We start from the raw sequence: 20624 nt of genomic DNA on the forward strand, positions 1-20624 counted from the left end.
CCCGGCCTGCCGTCAACGCCCGGTCGCGGCCGAGCGCAGGGTCGAGCCGGGCCTTAGCGGCCGTCGCAGCTGAAATAGACCGAGGTGAAGACCGGCGGGCCGACATCCTGCAAGTCGGTGCTGGCGCCGCGGATCGTGGTGCGATCCGAACCCGAGCCGGCCCCCGCGATCAGGTTGATGCAGGCCACGCCCTGCTGGGTCGCCTTCACGATGCCGTTGATGAAGGTCATGTCGGCACCGCCGCGCAGGCGGATCGCGGCGGGCGCATTGGCCGTCTCGACGAAGGTGAAGTTGGCATAACGACCAAAGGTGCGCGGCAGCAGATCCTCGGCATTGTTCGAGTCGATCTCGGTCGAGAAGCTGTCGGCGGTCGCGCCGAGGGTCCGCTGCGCCGCGATCAGGAACTGCATGAAGCCGCGATAGCCATTGTCGATGTCGAAGCCGTCATCGTCCGCGCCGGTGATCGCGATGTACTTCAGGTTCGACGTGCCGCCGAAAATCTCGATGCCGTCATCGGCCGAATTGTGGCTCTGGATGTGGTCCAGCACGGTGCCCGAACCGGTGCCGCCGAGCGTCAGGCCCTGAAGCTCGTTGCCGTCCGAGATGGCGATGCCCGAATAGCGGATCTGGACATAGGACATCTGGCCCGACGAGTCGGTCTGGTTCGCGCCGCCGTAGAAGCGGCCCGTCACACCCTCGATCGCCAGCTGGCAGCTGGTCGACGAACCGGCGGCGTTGTTCGGGCCGGTGCCGGTGGCGCAGACGGCGGTCGGCGCGCGGCCGAGCAGGATGATGCCGCCCCACTGGCCCTGGGTCGCGTCGGACACGCCGTTGTTCGCCAGATTCTGCTGGGAGGTGAAGATGATCGGTGCGTCGCGGGTGCCGACCGCCGAGATCTTCGAGCCGCGATTGACGAGCAGCAGGTCGTTGGTCGCCTCCGACGAGTCCGCCGCGATCACCACGCCCGGCGCGATGGTCAGGGTGACGCCTGCGCCGCCGGTCGAGCCTAGATCCTTGCCGACCTCGACCTGGCCGCGCAGACGGTACACGACGCCCGCGATCTTCGGCAGCGTCAGGTCGCGCGTGGTCGTGACATCATTGTCGATGCGGCAGAAGCGGAAGCTGGGCGAGGACGCGCTGTTGGTGCCGTCATCGATGGTGCCGGTCGGGCAGACCGAGGTGGACGCCGAATAGGTGCCGATCGACGGAACCGCCGTACAGCGCGCGCCCGAACCGCCGAATTCCGCCGAGGTCGAGTTGCAGGTCCAGCCCTGGAAGGCCGTGTCGCTCGGCCCGTTGAGCGCGCCGACATAGTTGGTCGAGGTGAAGAAGCCGTTGATGATCGACGGGTCGGCGGCCTGGGTCAGCGAGGTGCTGCTGGTCGGATAGATGCCGTTCAGCGCCGAGCCGGTGCCGTTGACGTTGTTGTTCGAGCCCGCATTGACGATCGCCAACTGTTCGTCGGCGGTGATCGTCACGCCGTTGACCGTGGTCACGGCGGCGAACTTCGCGGCGGTGATGTTGGCGGTCGGCGTCGGGGTGGGCGACGGGGTCGGCGTCGGCTGGGGCTGGACGATCACGACGCTCCCCGCGCCCGGCGACGCCACGCTGTCGGCGCCGCCACAGGCGGTGAGGGCCGCGCAGGCCGAGCTGGTCATGAGAATGAGGCCGAAGCGCTTGAAGCTGCCCATCGCCGAAAAACTCCCGATCTTATCGTTGCTAAGCCGGGCGAACGCCGCCCGATGACCGACTCAAGACAAGTCCCCCCGTCGATCCCGGTCCGGGCGTTAGGCGCGTCTCATGACGCCAAGATGCATTTTGAAAGAAACTTCAGTGACAAAGATGCGTCATTTTTGTGACACGCGCATCCTTGCCACGGGCGCATGGCGGCGGCCTTGACGGCTTTATTTTGCATATCGTGCAGGAAGGCGCAGCTTTTGTAACCAAAGCACGTTACTGGGCCTGCGAGGTCGAGCTTCCGCACGTCCTCGGCGCCCCGTTCAGGCACTGTGTCACTACGGAATGAACGGGGCGTCCCTTTCCCCGACATTCAGCTCCGTGAGGATTTCCGCTTCGGCGCGTCCTGGCCCTTGGTGTCGGTCTGGCCGCGATGCGCCGCCACGGCCGGTCGCCGGGCTGTACGCACACCGGTTTGCGCCGGATTGGGCATTCGGGAAAAATTGCGCTAGATCAAACCGATGTTGCAAACCCGCATGAATCCCCGCGTCTTCTGGGGCGCCAGCGCCATCATCGCGATCCTGCTCGGCGCCACCATCCTGACGCCGGGCACCGCCGACAGCGCCTTCAAGGCCGCCCAAAGCTGGACCATCGACACGTTCGGCTGGTTCTACATCGCCTCGGTCGCCGCGTTCCTGGTCGTGGTGCTGGTGCTGGGCTTCGGTCCGGCGGGCAAGCTGAAGCTGGGGCCGGACGATGCCGAACCCGATTTCCCCTATGTCTCGTGGCTGGCGATGTTGTTCGCGGCGGGCATGGGCATCGGCCTGATGTATTTCGCGGTCGCCGAGCCGATCCAGCATTATATCGCACCGCCCGAAGCGCCGAGCGGCACGATCCTGGCGGCGCGCGAGGCGATGGCCATCACCTTCCACCATTATGGCGTCCATGCCTGGGCGATCTATGCGCTGGTCGGGTTGAGCCTGGGCTATTTCACCTATCGCAAGGGCCTGCCCCTGACCCTGCGGTCGGGCCTGTCGCCGATCCTGGGCAAGCGGATCAACGGCCCGCTGGGCGATGCGATCGACATCTTCGCGGTGTGCGGCACCGTATTCGGCGTCGCCACCTCGCTGGGCTTCGGCGTGTCGCAGATGACGGCGGGGCTGAGCTATAATTACGGGCTGGCCGACGGCACGACGACCAAGATGGTCGTGATCGTCGTGGTGATGACCGCCGCCACCCTGTCGGTGCTGAGCGGGGCGGATCGGGGCATCCGCCGCCTGTCCGAACTGAACCTGATCCTGGCCGTCCTGCTGATGCTGTTCGTGTTGGCGGTGGGGCCGACCCTGTTCCTGCTGCGCGCGCTCGTCCAGAATTTCGGCCTGTATCTCGATCACTTCGTCAAGCGCACCTTCACCCTCTATGCCTATGAGCCGCGGGCGTGGATGGCGGACTGGACGCTGTTCTATTGGGCGTGGTGGATCGCCTGGTCACCCTTTGTCGGCATGTTCATCGCGCGCATCTCGCGCGGGCGGACGATCCGCGAGTTCGTGATCGGCGTGCTGTTCGTGCCGACCGCCTTCACCTTTCTGTGGATGACGGTGTTCGGCAATACCGCCATCGCGCTCGACCTGGGGGCAGCGGCGGGCGGCATCGCCGATGCCGTGCAGGCCAATCTGTCGACCGCGCTGTTCAAGTTCCTGGAATATCTGCCCGCCGCGCGGTTCACCTCGGGCCTCGCCATCCTTCTGGTGTGCGTCTTCTTCGTGACCTCGGCCGATTCCGGGGCGCTGGTCATCGACACGCTCGCCTCGGGCGGCGTCGAGGATACGCCGCGCTGGCAACGCGTCTATTGGTGCGTACTGATGGGGACGACCGCCGCCCTGCTGCTGCTTGCGGGCGGGCTCGGCGCGTTGCAGGCCGCGACCCTGCTTGCCGCGCTGCCCTTCTGCTTCATCATGCTGCTGCTCGCCTTTGGCCTGGTCCGCCAGACCAATGCCGATCTGTCGGGCGAGACCCTGGCGCAGGACGCCCCCGCCATCGGCCAGCGCCTAAAGCGCCTGTTCGTGCCCGCGACCAGGGCCGAGATCATGCGCCAGATCGCGGCGAACGGCATGCCCGCGTTGGAGGCCGTCTGCCTTCGGGTGCGCGAGGAAGGCTGGGCCGACAGCCAGGTCGACCAGGACGAGAGCGGCGCAACCCTGACCATCCGCTTCGGCCCGGACCGTCAGCTTCCCTATCGCCTTGAGGCACGGTCGCGGCCGCTGGCGGCCTATAGCGCGCTGGAGGCCTCCGAACAGCGGCGGACCTCGGCCTGGTTCCTGGGCGCACGGGCCAACGACACGGGACGCTTCGCCGACCTGACCGGCTTTTCCACCGACCAGATCACGCAGGATGTGCTCGCCCAGCTGGAGCGCTGGCGGGAGCGGTGATCGGAGCGGATCGCGTTGACGGGATGGAATACGGGGCGCAGGCAGGGCGCATCATGAGCGATCCGCCTGCCCCTCTCCTCAAGGATATTCTCGGTCCCCAGGCCGTGACCGTCATCGCCGATGCCGGTGCGGCGGCGTCGGCGGATTTCGACCACACGGCCTTTTCCGACGCCGCGCTGGCCGGGCTGGACAGGTTGTCGATCATGGAGCGGGTGCGGCACATCGCCGACGCGCTCCACACCGCACTGCCGCCCGACTATATGACCGCGCTGCCGATCGTCCGCGCGATGGGGCCAAGGCTTACCCATGGTTTTCAGGCGATCGCCGTCACCGAATTCGTCGCGCGCCACGGTCTTGGGCATGTCGATCTGTCGATGGCGGCGCTGGCCGACCTGACCCGCTTCGGCTCGGCCGAGTTCGCCATCCGCCCGTTCCTGGCCCAAGATGACGACCGCACGTTGGCGCAGATGCGGCGCTGGACCCGCGATGACGACCCGCATGTCCGGCGGCTCGCCAGCGAGGGCAGCCGCCCGAGACTGCCCTGGGCGACGCGCGTGCCGGGGTTGAAGGACGATCCCACCCGCGCCGCGCCGATCCTGGACGCGCTGAAATCCGATCCCAGCCCTTATGTCCGCAAGTCGGTGGCCAACCATCTCAACGATATCAGCAAGGATCGCCCCGACTGGTTGCTGGACCATGTATCGGCCTGGCCGACCGGCGATCCCCATACCGCCTGGATCATCCGCCATGGCCTGCGCACGCTTATCAAGCAGGGCGATCCGCGTGCGCTGGCGCTGGTCGGGGCCCGACAGGACGTGGCGGTGCGCGTAGACCAGTTCACGGTCACGCCACCGATCGTGCATCTGGGCGAGCCGATCGCGATCATGGTCGCGCTTTCGTCCCTCGCGCCGGTCGGGCAGCGCCTGGTCGTCGATTACCGCGTCCATTATGCGCGCGGCCAGGGCAAGACGGCGGCCAAGGTCTTCAAGCTCAAGACCTTCGATCTCGCCGCCTCGGCATCGGCGGCATTCGGCATCCGGCAGGTAATTCGGGACTTCAGCACCCGGCGTCATCATCCCGGCCGCCATGCGGTCGAATTGCTGGTCAACGGCCAGACCATGGCACACGCCGCGTTCGAACTGGTCGTGCCGCCGCCCAATAACAACACGCGCCACTTGTGTAATGTCGGAGTTATCCGCTAGCGACATCGCCTTCGCCCCGCTCTATGGAGGGGGTCGAACAATAGGGCTCGACCGATCCTCTACTGGGGGCATGGCGGGCGATGGCAGAGGATGGAAAGATGCTTACCCGACGTTCATTCCTGGCTGGCGCGACGACGGCCATGGCGGTGCCGGGCATCGCAAAGGCGGTTACGGCCCCGACGATCGTCAACCCGGTGGTCCGCCAGCGCGCCGATGCGCAGGTGTTCCGGCACACCGACGGCTGGTATTACATGACCGCGTCGGTGCCCGAATATGATCGCCTGGTGCTGCGCCGGTCGAAGACGCTGGAAGGCCTGTCGACCGCCCCCGAGCGGGTGCTCTGGCGGCATCTGGCGAGCGGGCCGATGTCGGGCTTCATCTGGGCGCCGGAGATGCACCTCGTCGACGGGCGCTGGGTCATGTATTTCGCGGCGGGCCCCAGCGGCGGTGGCGAGGACGTGTTCCGCATCCGCACCTATGCCGTGGTCTGCGACGGCCCCGATCCGATGAAGGGCCAATGGTCGGTGCTGGGCCAGCTTCAGACCGAATGGGACACATTCAACCTCGACTCGACCAGCTTCATTCATAAGGGCCAGCGTTATCTGGCCTGGGCGCAGCGCGAACCGGGGATCGAGACCAACTCCAACCTGTATCTCGCGCCGCTCAAGACCGCCCTGACTCTGGCGGCCAAGCCGGTGCGGCTGTCGGTCCCGACGCTGGAATGGGAAATCCAGGGGTACAAGGTCAACGAAGCCCCCGCCCTGCTCGCCCGCAACGGCAAGCTGTTCATGACCTACTCCGCCAGCGCGACCGATTCCCGCTATTGCATGGGCATGCTGACCTGCGACGCCAAGGCGGACATCATGAACGCGGCGAACTGGTCCAAATCGCCCGAGCCGGTGTTCAAGACCTCGGTCGCGCACAAGGTCTTCGGGCCGGGCCATAACAGCTTCACCGTCGACGAACGGGGCCGCGACATTCTGGTCTATCACGCGCGCGACTATTCCGAGATCAAGGGCGATCCGCTGTTCGACCCCAATCGCGACACGCGGATGCAGTATTTCCGCTATCGCCCCGACGGCACGCCCGACTTCGGCGAGCCGGTCGCGAACGGCCCGTTGCGCCGCATTTAAGCCTTAATCAAGTAAAATACTCTGACAATTAACGCTAACATGACATGGGCATGACACGCCCATGTCATACGCGTCCTGCTTTGTCTGTCTGCCGAACTGCGATATTTCGGGCACATTGCGCAGAGAATATGGACTCCTCGCCCATATTCCACACAGCTCTCGGTGATTTTTGCTTGTCCGCCGCGACAGGCCTGCTACATCCCCTTTTCAACATGTCCGAGTAATGGGCGACATCAGAGCGCATCGGACAGGAAATATAGCCCAGGGGGAGGAATCCAGATGGCGTCCAGACTGCCGCTTCTCGCATCCGTTTCTGCCATGTCGTTGCTTGCCGCACCGGCCTTTGCCCAGAGCGATCCCGCGCCAGCCACGGTGCAGAACACGACGGCCGGCACCACCGCCGACACCAACACGCAGGACGCGGCCAGCCAGGACATCGTGGTCACCGGCGTCCGCGCCTCGATTGTCGGAGCGATCAACCGCCGCCGTAACTCCACCCAGATCGTCGACTCGGTCGTTGCCGAAGATGTCGGCAAGCTGCCCGACAACAATGTCGTCGAGGCGTTGCAGCGCGTCACCGGCGTCCAGGTCACCGATCGCGGTCAGGGCGAAGCGGCGGGCATCCAGATCCGCGGTCTGCCCGATGCGCTGACGACGCTGAACGGTCGTAACATCTTCACCGCCGCCGGTCAGTCCTTCTCGTTGCAGGACGTCTCGGCCAATCTCATCAAGCGGGTCGACGTGTACAAGACCCGCGCCGCCGACCAGATCGAAACCGGTCTGGCGGGCCAGGTCGATGTCGTCACCCGTCGCCCGTTCGACTTTGACGGTTTCGCCGTTTCCGCTCTCGCGCGTGGCATCTACGACCAGGAAGCCGACAGCTTCAATCCCAACGCCGCGCTGCTGGTCAGCGATCGCTGGGAAACCGGGATCGGCGATGTCGGCCTGCTCGTGAACGGCAGCTATACCCGCTCCAAGTTCCGCACCATGTCGACCACGGCGGGCGCGTTTGTCCCCTTCGCCACGCTGGCACCGCCGGCGGGCACGGGCCTGTCCGGCTTCCAGCGCATCTTTCCCGCGCCGACCGATCCGCGCACCGGCGCGTTCATCAACACGCCCGGCCTCGGCAACTGGCAGGTCGGCACCGAGACGGGCCTGCCCACCGCCCCCGGCTCGACCATTTCGGTCAACGGCATCGACACCCCCTATTGGCTGTCGCGCGACGCGGTGTTCAGCTCCGACCTGTACGGCAAGCGTGAACGCCCCTCGGTCAATGCGGCGCTGCAATGGGCGCCGAACAGCAGTTCGGTCTATACCGCCGAAGTCTTCTATTCGGGCTTCCGTGGCGACACGTTCAACAGCCTGCAATTCAGCTTCGTCGACTTCTGGGCCAATCCGCAGGCGCCGACCCTGTATGACGGCACCAACATCGTGAAGTCGCGCGTCGCCAACAGCGTCTATGGCTTCAACAGCGCCGATTATACGCGCAGCCAGACCGACAGCTTCGTCTATGCGCTGAACGGCAAATGGGACCTGGGCACGCGCGGCGGGATCGTCGCCGACGTCGCGTACCAGACCAGCCAGTACAAGACGGCCTTCTTCGCGATGCGCACCGACCGCGTCGCCAACCAGATCAGCGCGACCTTCAATGCGGGCGGCGGCATCCCATCCTATCATTTCGACAATGACGCGCTGCTGACCGATCCGAAGGTCTGGAACGTCGCCCAGCTCTACGACAATGCCAACCGCGACAAGGGCAGCGCGATCACCGGCACGCTCGATGCCTATTATACCTGGGACTCGGGCTTCCTGCGCCAAATCAAGGGCGGCTTCCGCTTCGACGATCGCCGCGCGTCGAGCGACATCCGCACCGCCGATGCCAATGGGCTGGGCCGTCCGCTGTCCAGCCTTCCGGCAGGCGCGACCTTCACCAATTCGGGCTTCTTCGAAGGGCGCGGCGACGTACCGACCAGCTGGGTGTCGGCCAACGGCTATTATAATTACGACCATGCCGACGAAATCCGTTCGCTTTACGGCTTGAAGACGTCCAACCAGCTGAGCATGACCCGCGTGTTCGACGTGGATGAGATCACGCTGGCCGCCTATTTGCAGGCGGATGGCCAGATCGACATTTTCGGCCGCCCGCTGAAGCTCCAGGGGGGCTTCCGCTATGTCACGGTCGATACCGACGCGATCTTCCGCGACCGCTTCAACAACGGTTCGATTTCGCGCGCTTCCTTGGGTTCGGAACGGCTGCTGCCCAGCTTCACCGCGCGCTACGAGATCACCTCGAACTTCCGGGCTCGGTTCAACTATGGCGAGACGCTGCGCCGTCCGAGCTTCAGCGACATCAACCCGAACTATTCGCTGACCGGCGACCTGACCAATGTCGGCTATGGCACCGGCACGGCAGGGACCGCCAATCTGAAGCCGACCACGTCGAAGAATTACGACGTCGCACTGGAATGGTATTTCGGCCGCAACAGCGCGATCACCGTCACCGGCTTCCGCCGGGACATCCAAGGGCTGGTCGTACCCATCCGACAAATGCAGTTTATTCCCAATAACGGCATCGAAGCGGGTAAGACGGACAACTTCGTCATTAATCGGCCAGCCAATGCCTCGAATGGCGTGCTGAAGGGTGTGGAAGTCGGCCTCACCTATTTCCCCACCTATCTGCCTTCGCTGTTGGACGGCCTGGGATTCCAGGGCAGCCTGACGGTGCTTAACTCCAGTCAGAACGTCCCGGTCTTCAACCTTGCGGCGCAGCAGATCGGCGAGCAGCGGTCGAGCTTCTTCGGCGTGTCCAATTTCTCGTACAACGCCACGCTGGCTTACGATAAGGGCCCGATCGGGGCACGCCTGTCCTATGTCTATCGCAACCCGTGGCAGGCTCGGTACGAGGCGGCCCTCTTCGCCAACCCGCTGGGCGTCTGGCGTCGGGCCGAGGCGAGCCTCGACTTCCAGCTGACCGCACGTCTGACCGATCGGCTGGGCCTGACCTTCGATGCGGTCAACCTGACGCGGATGAAGCAGCAGGAATATTATCGCTTCGGCAATGTCGGCGACAAGGATCGCTACAATCTGGGGACGGTGCTGATCCCGCGGACCTTCGCCATCGGCGCCCGCTACAGCTTCCACTGACATCATCACGGGCGGGCCGAACGGTCCGCCCGCTTCTTTTGGCAAGGATATCGCCCATGAAGCGCGTTTCCCCGATCCTGTTGCTGCTGCTCGCCTCGTCCTGCGGTTCGGGCGACGGCAACCTGTCCGCCTCACCCGCCATCTCGACCGTGCCGGGGCCGACGCCGACCCCCTCGCCCACCCCGTCGCCGACGCCCAGTCCCACCCCGACACCGACCGGCGGTACGCTCGCGCTGTCGGGGAACATCAGCGCGGTGCACGACCCCGCGATCCTGAAGGACGGCAACACCTATTATCTGTTCACCACCGGCAATGCGGGCGACACCGAGGGGCTGTTGGCGCTGCGCACCTCGACCGACCTCAAGGACTGGACGTTGCGCGGTGCCAGCTATCTGTCGCTGCCCGCCTGGGCGAAGGCCGCCGTGCCGGGGGCGACCGGCATGTGGGCGCCCGACATCTCCAAGGTGAACGGCCAGTATCGACTGTATTACTCGATCTCGACCTTCGGGAAGAACCAGTCGGCGATCGGCCTGGCCACGGCGACCAAGATCGATCCGAGCGCCCCGGCGGCCAATTGGGTCGACCAGGGTCCGGTCATCCAGTCGCAGACCAGCGACAATTTCAACGCGATCGATCCGATGGCCTTCACCGATGCGGATGGCCGCTATTGGATGGTCTTCGGCAGCTATTGGTCGGGGATCAAGCTGATCCGCCTCGACCCGACGACCGGCCTGCGGCTGGCGGGCGATCCGGCCCCGCGCGCGCTGGCCGAGCGCCCTGCCCCCGATGCGGCGGAAGGGCCGTATATCATCCGGCACGGCGACTATTATTATCTGTTCGTGTCGTTCGACGCCTGCTGTCAGGGGGCGAAGAGCACCTATTACACCGTGGTCGGCCGCTCCTCCGCCCCCGACGGCCCCTATGTCGATCGCGACGGCACACCGATGCTGAAGGGCGGCGGCACCGTCGTCCTCACCAATGGCCAGAGCGACGGCAGTCGCTTCGTCGGACGTGGCGGCGTCGCGGTGCTTCAACAGGCGGATGGCGACTATATCGTCTATCACGCCTATGACACGCAGCGGAACGGCATCCCGACGCTTCAGATCCAGCGACTGGGCTGGACCGCGGATGGCTGGCCCGTGGCGCAGTAACCGCGCGATTTCCATTGCGCCGACCCACCACATCGATAGCAAAGCGGTGTGGGGGCGGCGCAGGCCGAAGCATCGTCCCGTCCGGGAGAGACGATGCACCGCAATCTGATTATCGCCGCTTCGTTGCTGCTGACCAGCGCGTCCCTGCCCGCCCAGAGCGCCCAACCGCTGGGGGCGGACGTTGCGGCGGGACGGCCGCTACCGCTTCATATCGGGGGGCGCGTGGTTCGGACGGAGGACCCGGTCGGCTATCGCCGCCAATGGCCGGGCACCTATATCGAGGGGGCGTTCCAAGGGCAGGCGGTCGATCTGGGCGTCGGCCCCGGCGCGGTGTCGCTGCGTATTCGGGTCGATGACGGTGCCCCCATCCCGCTCGTCCGTCCCGCCCCCGGCCTGTACCGGATCGCCGCGAAAGGCGCGGGGCGACACCGCATCCGCGTCGACGTCGCCAGCGAAAGCCAGGACGGCGCGACCGAACTGCGCGGCCTGTTCGCGCCGACCGGCACGACGCCACTGCCCGCCCCGCGCCCCCGCGCACGACAGATCGAGTTCATCGGCGACTCCCACACCGTCGGCTATGGCAATACCGCCACCAGCCGCCAATGCAGTCGCGATGTCATCTGGCGGACCACCGACACCACCCTCGGCCCGGCAGGCGTCATGGCGGCGCGCTATGGGGCCGATTACCGGGTCAATGCGATCTCGGGGCGCGGCGTGGTGCGCAACTATGGCGGCTTCGCGGCACCGACCCTGCCCCAGGCCTATCCCTTCGCGCTGTTCGACGGGCACAGCCCGGCCGCGCCGCAGGACTGGCACCCGCAGCTCGTGGTGATGGCGCTGGGCACCAACGACTTCTCCACCGCGCTGAAGGCCGGGGAGCCTTGGCCGAACCGCGACGCGCTTCATGCGGATTATGAGCGGACCTATCGGGATTTCATCGGCACGCTGCGTCGGCGCTATCCGCAGGCCTTCCTCATCCTCTGGGCCACCGACATGGCCGATGGCGAAATCGCACGTGAAGTCGACACGGTGGTTACACAGCTACAGGCCCAGGGCGAGCACCGGATCGCCTTCGTCCCCGTCAACGGGCTGGGCTTCAAGGGGTGCGACGCGCATCCCGACACCACCGATGACCGCCGGATCGCGGCAGCGATCGGCCGCGTCATCGATGCCCGGCCTGACATCTGGAAGCGCACGAAAGCGATCCGGAAAAGGCCCGTGTCACCGGCCCCCTGACATAAACGTCAGCAACATTTTGTTACCTTTGACCTGAATCAGCGTTGTCACGGCACACACTGTTCAAGGCCCCCTCATTCATGCCCCTTCCCGCCGAGCGTCACGCCCTTCTCGAAGCCAAGCGCACCCTCAAGATGGCGCGATCCGCGCATGCCTATGTTCGTGGCAATACCGCCAAATTCTACGAATGGCTGGCCGCCTCCCCCGCCGCGCGGCGCGTGCCGCAGGGGCCCGCCATCTGGATTTGCGGCGATTGCCATCTGGGCAATCTGGGGCCGATCGCGAACGGTACGGGGTCGGTCGAAATCCAAATCCGCGATCTTGATCAGGCGGTGATCGGCAATCCGGCGCATGACCTGATCCGGCTGGGCCTGTCGCTGGCGACGGCGGCGCGCGGGTCGGACCTGCCCGGCGTCGTCACGATGCAGATGATGGAGGAGATGGTCGATGGCTATGCCGCCGCCATCCATGATCCGACCAGCGGCGATCCGGGCGTCGAGTCCGACATCGTGCGCAGCGTCGAGCGCGCGGCGCTGGGGCGGCGCTGGCGCCATCTGGCCAAGGAACGGCTGGACGCGGTCGAACCGCGCATCCCGCTCGGCAAGAAATTCTGGGAATTGACGCCCGAGGAACGCGACGCCCTGACCGCGCTGTTCGCCGACGAGCATGTCGCCGCGATGGTCCTGTCCTTGAAGGGCAAGCCGCGCGATCGCGAGGTCCGCCTGGTCGATGCGGCCTATTGGATGAAGGGGTGCAGTTCGCTGGGGCTGCTGCGCTATGCGGTGATCGTCGGGCTGAAGACCGGCAAGGGCAACTGGTCCTATGCGCTGGTCGACCTCAAGGAAGCGACCGATCCGATCGCGCCCGCCGTGCCGGGTGCCGCGATGCCGAAGGACAATGCCGAGCGCGTCGTCACCGCCGCCCGCGCCATGTCGCCCTATCTGGGCGCACGGATGATGCCCGTTTCCATGCTCGACCGCGCGCTCTTCATCCGCGAACTGACCCCGCAAGACCTGAAGCTGGAGGTCGACCAGTTCAGCCATGGCGAGGCGGTCCGCGCCGCCCGCCACCTGGCCTTCGTCGTCGGCAAGGCCCATGCGCGCCAGATGGACGACCGGACCCGCACGGACTGGCTGGCGGTGCTGGAGAAAGATCGGCGCGGGGCGCTCGATACCCCATCCTGGCTGTGGGAGAGCGTCGTGTCGCTGGCGGGAAGCCATGAGGCCGGGTATCTCGACCATTGTCGCCGCTATGCCATGGCCGCCTGACGCGTTTTACGGTCGGGCCCGAAACGGCACAGGGCTTCGTTTTGGTCCTTAATTGGCTATTGCGAGTCCATAGCATTAATGTATGTCCCCGGCGTAAGGGGGACTATCATGAAGACGATCACCAGCGGCCTTTTGGCGGCGGGCCTGACCATCGCATCCGCGGTGCAGGCCGCCCCGATCGACAGCGATACCGGCCCCGCAGCCGACGGCGCGATACAGGATATCATCGTGACCGGCCGCGCCTCGCCCGCGCCCAAGGCGGCAGACGATCGGTACAAGCCGACGCCCGATGCCTCGACGCTGCGCTCCTCGGCCGATCCGCTCGATACGCCGCAGGCGGTCAACATCGTCCCCGCCCAGGTGATCCGCGACCAGCGCCCCCGTTATCTTGACGATGTGCTGACCAATGTCAGCGGCATCACCCAGGGCAATACGCTGGCGGCCACCCAGGACACCGTGATGAAGCGCGGCTTCGGCGGCAATCGCGACGGATCGGTGATGCACAACGGCATGCCCCTGATCCAGGGACGCGGGTTCAACGCCGCCGCGCAGAGCGTCGAAGTGCTCAAGGGCCCCGCCTCGCTGCTCTACGGCATCATGGACCCTGGCGGGGTCATCAATATCGTCAGCAAGAAGCCGCTGCTCGATCCGCATCTGACCGTCGCGCTGACCGGCTCCAGCTATGCCGCGGCCCGCACCGGGCTGGAAGCGATGGCGGACCTGACCGGTCGAATCGCAGGCGATCTGGCCGGGCGACTGGTGCTCGATCATCAGGACGAGGATTATTGGCGCAATTTCGGCGAGCGGCGCGACACGCTGATCGCGCCGTCGCTCGGCTGGTATGGCGCCGCCACCCAGGCGGTGCTGTGGTATGAATATCGCCGCTTCGACACCCCCTTCGATCGCGGCACCATCCTCGATCCGCGCACGATGACGCCGCTTGCCGTGCCGCGCCGTGAGCGGCTGGACGACCGGAACAACCGGATGTTCGGCGACAGCCATCTGGTGCAACTCGCGCTCGACCACCGGCTGGGCGGCCCCTGGGCGGCGCATCTGGCGGCCAGTTTCAACAGCGAGCGCTATGACGCCGGACAGCTGCGCGTCACCGGGATCAACACGCAGCGCGGTACGCTGACGCGCCGGAACGACGCGACCGTCGGGGCGCTCGGCACCGACGCCTATCTCCAGGCCTATGTCGATGGCCGGTTCGACGTGGCGGGGATGCGGCATGACGTCATCCTGGGGGTGGAGGGCGAATATCGCCGCTATTATCGCCGCGACATGATCCGGCAGGCGACACGTACCAGCTTCAGCTATCGCACGCCCGTCTATGGCCGCGAGCCGTTCCCGACGACCGTCTCGCCCAGCGACAGCGACCAGACCGACCGACTCTACAACTATTCGCTTTTCGGGCAGGATTCGATCCATCTTGGGGACCGCTGGATCGTGGTCGCGGGCGGGCGACTGATCGGCTTCGACCAGCGCGCCGGGCGGGGACGCCCCTTCGTCGCCAACACCGATCTGTCCGGTTGGGAGTTCGTGCCGCAGGCCGGGCTGGTGTGGCACGCGGCGGATATCCTGTCCTTCTACGCCAGCTATACCCGCTCGCTCAAACCCACCTCGACCATCGCGCCCTTGGGCAGCGGCGTCACCCTCACCTCGTCCTTCGCGCCCGAGCGCGGCCGGTCGTTCGAGGTCGGGGCCAAGCTCGACATGCCCGATCGCCTCTCGGGCACGCTGGCGCTGTACGACATCGACAAGCGCAACGTGCTGGTGTCGCAGTTCAACCCGGCGACCAGCCTGACCGACTATCGCACCTCGGGCCGGGCGATCGCGCGCGGGGTCGAACTGGACCTCGCCGGACAGGTGACGCGGACCGTCAGCCTGATCGGCAGCTATGCCTATACCCATGCCCGCACGACCGAAGACCCGCTTTTCGCGGGCAAGCAGCTCGCCAATGTCGCGCCGCACACCGCCTCGCTGTCGGCGGCCTATGATGTGGGCGCGATCGCGGGCGACGACCGACTGCGGCTGGGTGCGGGCGGGCGCTATGTCGGGCGGCGGCCGGGGGACAGCGCCAACAGCTTCTGGCTGCCGGACTATGCCGTGGCCGATGCCTTCGTCACCTATGACACGCAACTGGCCGGGCGGCGGGTGACGTTCCAGTTCAACCTGAAGAACATCTTCGACAAGACCTATTACACCTCGGCGGTGAACCAATATGGCGTCGCGATCGGCGATCCGCGCCGCGCGATCGGCACGATGAGCGTCGCCTTCTGATATCGGTGATGGCGCCAAGTCCGCCTTCGACAAGGCGGCCCGCCATTCCGATCGTGGAACGAGATCGCCTTGCCCTTGTTTTCGTGGGCAAAGGAGACCCCATGAGCGCCAGTTCGCGCCTGACCGCCCTCACCCGGATCGGCTTTGCCACGCGCGGCCTGCTCTACCTGGTCATCGCCCTGCTGATCCTGCGGACCGGCAGGACCGAAGATCCGAGCGGCGCGATCGAGTATCTCGGCCGGGGCGGCGGCCAGGCGTTGCTGGGGATCATCGCGGTCGGGCTGGTCGCCTATGGCATCTGGCGGATCGCCGATGCGACGCTCGACATCGAACGGCATGGCACCGACCGCAAGGGCGCGATGGAGCGGGTCGGCGCGGGCGTCAGCGGGGTCGTCCACCTGTTCCTGGCATGGCAGGCGGTCACGGTGATGCGCGGCGCCGCCTTGTCCGGGGACGGCACGCAGGAGGGCGCGCAGACGGCGCTGCAACTGCCCGGCGGCTGGGCGCTGGTCCTGGTCGGCGCGCTGGTGCTGGCGGCCTTGGGCGTGGTCCAGCTCGTCAAGGCGGTGAAGGGCTCCTTCCTGCGCTACCTGGAGGCGTCCATCGCGACACGGCCATGGGTGCAGTGGAGCGGCCGCGCGGGATATGCGGCGCGTGGCCTGGTGTTCCTGATCGGCGGTTATCTTCTCGCCAGGGCGGGCCTGGACGAGCGGGCGGCCGAAGCGGGTGGCATGGCGCATGTCCTGTCCTGGCTGACCAACCCGTTCGATCTGATCGTCGGCGCGGGCCTGCTGGCCTTCGGCCTCTTCAGCCTGGTCGAGGCCCGCTATCGGCGGCTGCACGATGTGCCGGTCGACGCGGCGATCCGCCGCGCGACCCATTGGCGCTGACGATCATAAGCGGACCGCAGCACGCAGGAAGAACTGGCGCGGTGCGCCCGGTGTGATCCACAGCCGCGAATAGCTGTTGGGATAATAATGGCTGTCGAACAGGTTGGTGATCTCACCCGACAGGCGCACCCGTTCGGTGATGTCGAACGCACCGTGTAGCCGCGCCACGGTATAGGCGGGCAGTTCGAAGAACGAACCGTCGGGGAAGCGATAGCCGGTCTCGCCAAGCCGCCGCCCGACATAGTTCACCCCCGCCCCGAGCGTGAGCGTGCGGGCGCCGATCCGGAAATCCTTCGCGATCAGCGCGGAGCCGCTTGTCTTCGGGATATTGATGAGCGGATCGCCCACCCGCAGGGCAAAGCCGAAATTGGGCTCGATCGCGGCCTCGCGTACCTCTGCATCGATATAGGCGAAGGTCGCGGACAGGCGGAGATCGCCGGGCAGCGTCAGATCGGCATCCGCTTCGACGCCACGGCTGCGCGCCCGGCCCAGCGAGCGCGAAAAGCCGGGATTGACCGGGTCGGAGGTCAGCACATTGGTCTTGTTGGTCTGGAACGCCGCGACCGTGCCGGTCAACCGGTCGCCCAGCCCGACGAACTTCGCCCCCACCTCATAGCTTTGGGTATATTCCGGTTCGAACAGCGTCGCCGCGCCAGCGGCATTGGGGGCGCCGGTGCCGGTATTGGCGCGGAAGCCTTTGCCATAGCTGGCATAGAGCGTCACCGGCTGGGCGACCTCCCACGATAGGCCGACCTGCGGGCTGAAACGGCGATTGTCCTGGGCCGCCGCCAGCGGCAGCCGTCCCGCCGCGTTGGGGATGCGGAAGTCCAGCCGCCGTTCGAGATGGTCGAAACGCCCCCCGAACCGCAGCTTCAGGCGATCGGTGACATCGACCAGATCCTGCACATAGACGCCGTAGCTCCATTGCCGTTCGCGCTGGTTGGTGAAGGGCGCGACGGTCGGCAGATTGCCGTAGACGGGGTCGAAGACATTGATCGCGTTGGCCGCCCGCAATTGCGCCGGTGTCGCGGCCGATGTCAGCGCATTGGCGGTCGTCCCCGGCCTTATGCGATCCTCGCGCCGGTCCAGCACATATTCGTCGTAATCGGCACCGAGCAGCAGGTGATGCGTGAACGCTCCGGTATCGAAGCGGCCGCTGATCTCGCCGCGAAACACCATGTCGCTGGTCTGGTAATCCCGCAGCCGCCGCTGGCGCGACAGGATCGAGCCCGTCTGGACCGCATTGTTGCTGAGATAGGGCTGGCGCGCATCGGCATTTTCGGCCTCGGTCGAAAAGCCGCCGAAGCTGGTGTCGCGATAGGATGCGCCCAGCAGCACCGACCAGCGGCGTGAGAAATCATGCTGAAGCTGAACCTGGTGCCCCAGCGCGTCGACGGTCACATCGCCATCACCCGGCTCGCCCAGGAAGCGCGAACGCGGCAGGCCGCGCGGGCTGCCATTCACCTCGGCGATGCCGCGATCGAAGGGCAGTGCCTGGTGCACATATTCCAGCTCATAGGACAGGCTGGTGTCGGGCGCGGGGCGGAACAGGATCGACGGGGTGACCGTATATTTGCGGCTGTGCACGAAGTCGCGGAAGCTGTCGCCCTCGTCATAGGCGCCGGTGACGCGCACGCCGAGGCCGTCGGTGATCGGCGCATTGATGTCCGCCTCGCCCCGGAAGCGATTGAAGCTGCCATAGCCCGCCGTCATCCCGGCGGCGAAATGGTCGAGCAGCGGCTTTTTGGTGATGATGTTGATCGTCCCGCCCGGCTCGCCCCGCCCGAACAGCGCGGAGGACGGGCCCTTCAATATCTCGATCCGCTCGACATTCGAGGTGTCGCGGATACCGCCATAGCCGCGCGACGCATTGAAGCCGTTCAGCAGATAGGAGCTGGACGTCCCCTCATCGCCCGCGAAACCGCGAATGGCGAAGCTGTCGAACAATCCGCCGAAATTATTCTGTCGCGACACGGCACTCGCGAAATCGAGCGCATCGTCGAGCCGGGTCACGCCCGCCTCGGCCAGCTTGTCGGCGGAGAGAATCTGGACGCTTTGCGGCAGTTCGCGCAGCGGCACGTCGCCGCGATATTGCTGACGCAGGCCGGTGACGGTCACTTCCTGCGATTCAGCGGTCTCGGACGCATCGACCGGCGCTTCGCGTGTGGTGTCGGCCAGCGCCACCGCCGGATTCGCCAGCCCCATTCCCATCAGCGTCGCCCCCGCGAACGCCCGCGCCTGTGCCATGATCGTCATCGATGTTCCCCCCTGTGGCCCAAGCGTTTGGCGTGACTTTGCCCTCAACACAAGCGGAATGATATATTGTCTTATTGCTGCATATGCGGCAGCAGGCCGCTTCCATGCCATCGGTGATGGCAGACGACAGGATCATGATCGTGAAGCCATTTCGACTCCTCCCCCGCCATGCCTTGCGGGCGGGGACCATGCTCGGCCTGATGGCCGTATCGACCGCGCCCGCCGCTGCGCAGGACACGCTGTCCGCCAAAATCCTGCCGCCGGTGATGCCGTGGTCGGGTGCGAGCGAGCGCCTGATCGTCGCAGCGAACGATCCATGGATCACCCCGGCCGAGGCGGCGGGTTTCCGTACGACGCCGCGCTATGCCGAGGTCCGCGCCTGGCTGGAGCGGCTCGCCGCCGCATCGCCGCTCATCACCGTCAACAGCTTCGGGACGACGACCGAGGGGCGCGCGATGATCTACGTCCGCGCCAGCAAGGGCGGTGCGGGCAAGCCCGTGGTGCTGATCCAGGGCGGCATCCATTCGGGCGAGATCGACGGCAAGGATGCCGGACTGATGCTGCTGCGCGACATCGCGCTGCGCGGCAAGGACAGCCTTCTGGACAAGGTCGATCTGGTGTTCGTGCCGGTCTATAATATCGACGGGCACGAACAGCGCAGCGCCTATAACTACCCACATATCCGCGGGCCCGCCGAGAAGGGTCGCGATGCGAATGCGCGCAACATCGACCTGAACCGTGACTACGCCAAGCTCGATGCGCCGGAATCACGTGCCATGATCGGCCTGATCCGGTCGCTCGACCCGATCCTCTATATCGACTGCCATGTCAGCGAAGGCTTCGACATGCAGTATGACGTGACCTTCACCTATCCAGGCTGGGGGAAATATGCGCGGCATCGCGCGACCGCCGGATGGCTGGAAAGCCGCTTTGGCCCGGCGGTGTCGCAGGCGCTGACGGCGGCGGGGCATGTCCCGACCCTCTATCCCAGCCCGATCGACACACGCCAGCCCGACAAGGGCATCCGCTACAGTCCCGAAGGACCGCGCTATTCGACCGGCTATGGCGACTTCATCGGCATGCCGACGGTGATCGTCGAGAACCATATGCTCAAGCCCTATCGGCGGCGGGTTCTGGGCACCTATGTCCTGATGGAAGCGGCGCTAAAGATCGCGGGCACCGATGCCGCCAGGATCGCCGCCGCCAAGGCCGAGGATCGCGCCAGCCGCCCGACCGAATTGCTCACCCGCTGGAAGCCCGCGCCTGTGCCGATCGGCTGGGTCGAGGATTTCAAGGGCGTGGCGTTCGACACCTATCGCTCGCCCGCCTCGGGCCGGATGGAGCAGCGCTGGCTGGGCAAGCCGATCACCTTCCGCATGCCGATCATCGGCCAGACGCCGACCGAGACGGTGCGGCTGCCCAAGGCTTGGTGGGTGCCGCGCGAACAGACCGAGGTGATCGAACGCCTGCGCCTGCACGGCATCGCGTTCGAGACGATCACAGCACCTCGCACGCTGACCGTCGATCAGGTCCGGCTGATCGATCCGAAGGTGACGCAGCCCAAGGAGGGGCGCTATCCGATAACCGCCAGCTTCGCGCATGACCGCGCCGAACAGATGATGCCGGAGGGCAGCGTGCGGGTGCCCGCCGATCAGCCGCTCGGGCTGCTCGCCGCGGCGCTGCTGGAGCCGGAAAGCCAGGATTCGTTCCTGGCCTGGGGCTTCTTTCCCGAAATGCTCGGGCCCGCCCCCGATACGGACGCCTTCGTCGTCGCCAGGCTCGGCGAATATGTGCTGGTGACCCAGCCCAAGGTGAAGGCCGCGTTCGAGGCGAAGCTGCACGACGACCCGGCCTTCGCCGCCGATCCCGACGCCCGGCTGGCCTGGCTCTACGCGCAGGCCGGGCCGGGACATCCCTTCGTGCTCCGCTACCCGATCACGCGGGAGGTCGACTGACGC

11 protein-coding genes and 1 pseudogene are annotated in these 20624 nt (G+C 66.1%); 10 read left to right on the plus strand and 2 right to left on the minus strand.

Annotated features, from left to right (window positions below; genetic code table 11):
• Positions 1-53: 53 nt before the first annotated feature.
• Positions 54-1691, minus strand: coding sequence for a beta-helix domain-containing protein (locus tag U1H82_RS06645; protein WP_322964134.1), 1638 nt, complete (start codon positions 1689-1691; stop codon positions 54-56).
• Between the two features lie 522 nt (positions 1692-2213).
• On the opposite strand from U1H82_RS06645, the gene U1H82_RS06650 reads away from it, so the two are divergent.
• The 9 genes and pseudogenes from U1H82_RS06650 (at position 2214) to U1H82_RS06690 (ending at position 16410) form a co-directional block, all read left to right on the plus strand.
• Complete coding sequence (locus U1H82_RS06650; RefSeq protein WP_322964135.1) at positions 2214-4106, plus strand: BCCT family transporter; 1893 nt, start codon at positions 2214-2216, stop codon at positions 4104-4106.
• A gap of 53 nt (positions 4107-4159) precedes the next feature.
• Entirely contained in the window at positions 4160-5308 is a 1149-nt protein-coding gene (locus tag U1H82_RS06655; protein ID WP_322964136.1) for a DNA alkylation repair protein, read from the plus strand.
• 140 nt (positions 5309-5448) lie between these two features.
• A pseudogene (locus U1H82_RS06660) lies at positions 5449-6429 on the plus strand (glycoside hydrolase family 43 protein); the annotation flags it as partial.
• Positions 6430-6720: 291 nt separating this feature from the next.
• Positions 6721-9585, plus strand: a complete 2865-nt coding sequence (locus tag U1H82_RS06665) for a TonB-dependent receptor (RefSeq protein ID WP_322964137.1) — start codon at positions 6721-6723, stop codon at positions 9583-9585.
• Positions 9586-9641: 56 nt separating this feature from the next.
• On the plus strand, positions 9642-10736 hold the full coding sequence (locus tag U1H82_RS06670) for an arabinan endo-1,5-alpha-L-arabinosidase (RefSeq protein WP_322964138.1): 1095 nt from the start codon (positions 9642-9644) through the stop codon (positions 10734-10736).
• A gap of 93 nt (positions 10737-10829) precedes the next feature.
• Positions 10830-11972: an SGNH/GDSL hydrolase family protein gene (locus U1H82_RS06675; protein ID WP_322964139.1), complete on the plus strand. Its 1143-nt coding sequence runs from the start codon at positions 10830-10832 to the stop codon at positions 11970-11972.
• Positions 11973-12052: 80 nt separating this feature from the next.
• Positions 12053-13240 carry a DUF2252 family protein gene (locus tag U1H82_RS06680; RefSeq protein ID WP_322964140.1) on the plus strand — a complete coding sequence of 396 codons (1188 nt, stop codon included), beginning with the start codon at positions 12053-12055 and terminating at the stop codon, positions 13238-13240.
• A 108-nt stretch (positions 13241-13348) separates the two neighbouring features.
• On the plus strand, positions 13349-15520 hold the full coding sequence (locus U1H82_RS06685; protein ID WP_322964141.1) for a TonB-dependent siderophore receptor: 2172 nt from the start codon (positions 13349-13351) through the stop codon (positions 15518-15520).
• A gap of 101 nt (positions 15521-15621) precedes the next feature.
• Positions 15622-16410: a DUF1206 domain-containing protein gene (locus tag U1H82_RS06690; protein ID WP_322964142.1), complete on the plus strand. Its 789-nt coding sequence runs from the start codon at positions 15622-15624 to the stop codon at positions 16408-16410.
• Positions 16411-16413: 3 nt separating this feature from the next.
• On the opposite strand, the gene U1H82_RS06695 is transcribed toward U1H82_RS06690, so the two are convergent.
• Entirely contained in the window at positions 16414-18666 is a 2253-nt protein-coding gene (locus U1H82_RS06695) for a TonB-dependent siderophore receptor (RefSeq protein ID WP_322964143.1), read from the minus strand.
• A gap of 188 nt (positions 18667-18854) precedes the next feature.
• On the opposite strand from U1H82_RS06695, the gene U1H82_RS06700 reads away from it, so the two are divergent.
• Positions 18855-20621 carry a M14 family metallopeptidase gene (locus U1H82_RS06700; RefSeq protein WP_375339511.1) on the plus strand — a complete coding sequence of 589 codons (1767 nt, stop codon included), beginning with the start codon at positions 18855-18857 and terminating at the stop codon, positions 20619-20621.
• Positions 20622-20624 lie beyond the last annotated feature (3 nt).

Origin of the sequence: Sphingomonas fuzhouensis, from assembly GCF_034659795.1 — a bacterium.
Lineage (GTDB): Bacteria > Pseudomonadota > Alphaproteobacteria > Sphingomonadales > Sphingomonadaceae > Sphingomonas > Sphingomonas fuzhouensis.

Excerpts from the sequence above, each read along its gene's own strand:
- U1H82_RS06695 (WP_322964143.1), bottom strand. The coding sequence starts at position 18,666 with ATGACGATCATGGCACAGGCGCGGGCGTTCGCGGGGGCGACGCTGATG.
- U1H82_RS06700 (WP_375339511.1), top strand. The coding sequence starts at position 18,855 with ATGCTCGGCCTGATGGCCGTATCGACCGCGCCCGCCGCTGCGCAGGAC.
- U1H82_RS06645 (WP_322964134.1), bottom strand. The coding sequence starts at position 1,691 with ATGGGCAGCTTCAAGCGCTTCGGCCTCATTCTCATGACCAGCTCGGCC.
- U1H82_RS06670 (WP_322964138.1), top strand. The coding sequence starts at position 9,642 with ATGAAGCGCGTTTCCCCGATCCTGTTGCTGCTGCTCGCCTCGTCCTGC.
- U1H82_RS06675 (WP_322964139.1), top strand. The coding sequence starts at position 10,830 with ATGCACCGCAATCTGATTATCGCCGCTTCGTTGCTGCTGACCAGCGCG.
- U1H82_RS06665 (WP_322964137.1), top strand. The coding sequence starts at position 6,721 with ATGGCGTCCAGACTGCCGCTTCTCGCATCCGTTTCTGCCATGTCGTTG.
- U1H82_RS06680 (WP_322964140.1), top strand. The coding sequence starts at position 12,053 with ATGCCCCTTCCCGCCGAGCGTCACGCCCTTCTCGAAGCCAAGCGCACC.
- U1H82_RS06690 (WP_322964142.1), top strand. The coding sequence starts at position 15,622 with ATGAGCGCCAGTTCGCGCCTGACCGCCCTCACCCGGATCGGCTTTGCC.
- U1H82_RS06685 (WP_322964141.1), top strand. The coding sequence starts at position 13,349 with ATGAAGACGATCACCAGCGGCCTTTTGGCGGCGGGCCTGACCATCGCA.
- U1H82_RS06655 (WP_322964136.1), top strand. The coding sequence starts at position 4,160 with ATGAGCGATCCGCCTGCCCCTCTCCTCAAGGATATTCTCGGTCCCCAG.
- U1H82_RS06650 (WP_322964135.1), top strand. The coding sequence starts at position 2,214 with ATGAATCCCCGCGTCTTCTGGGGCGCCAGCGCCATCATCGCGATCCTG.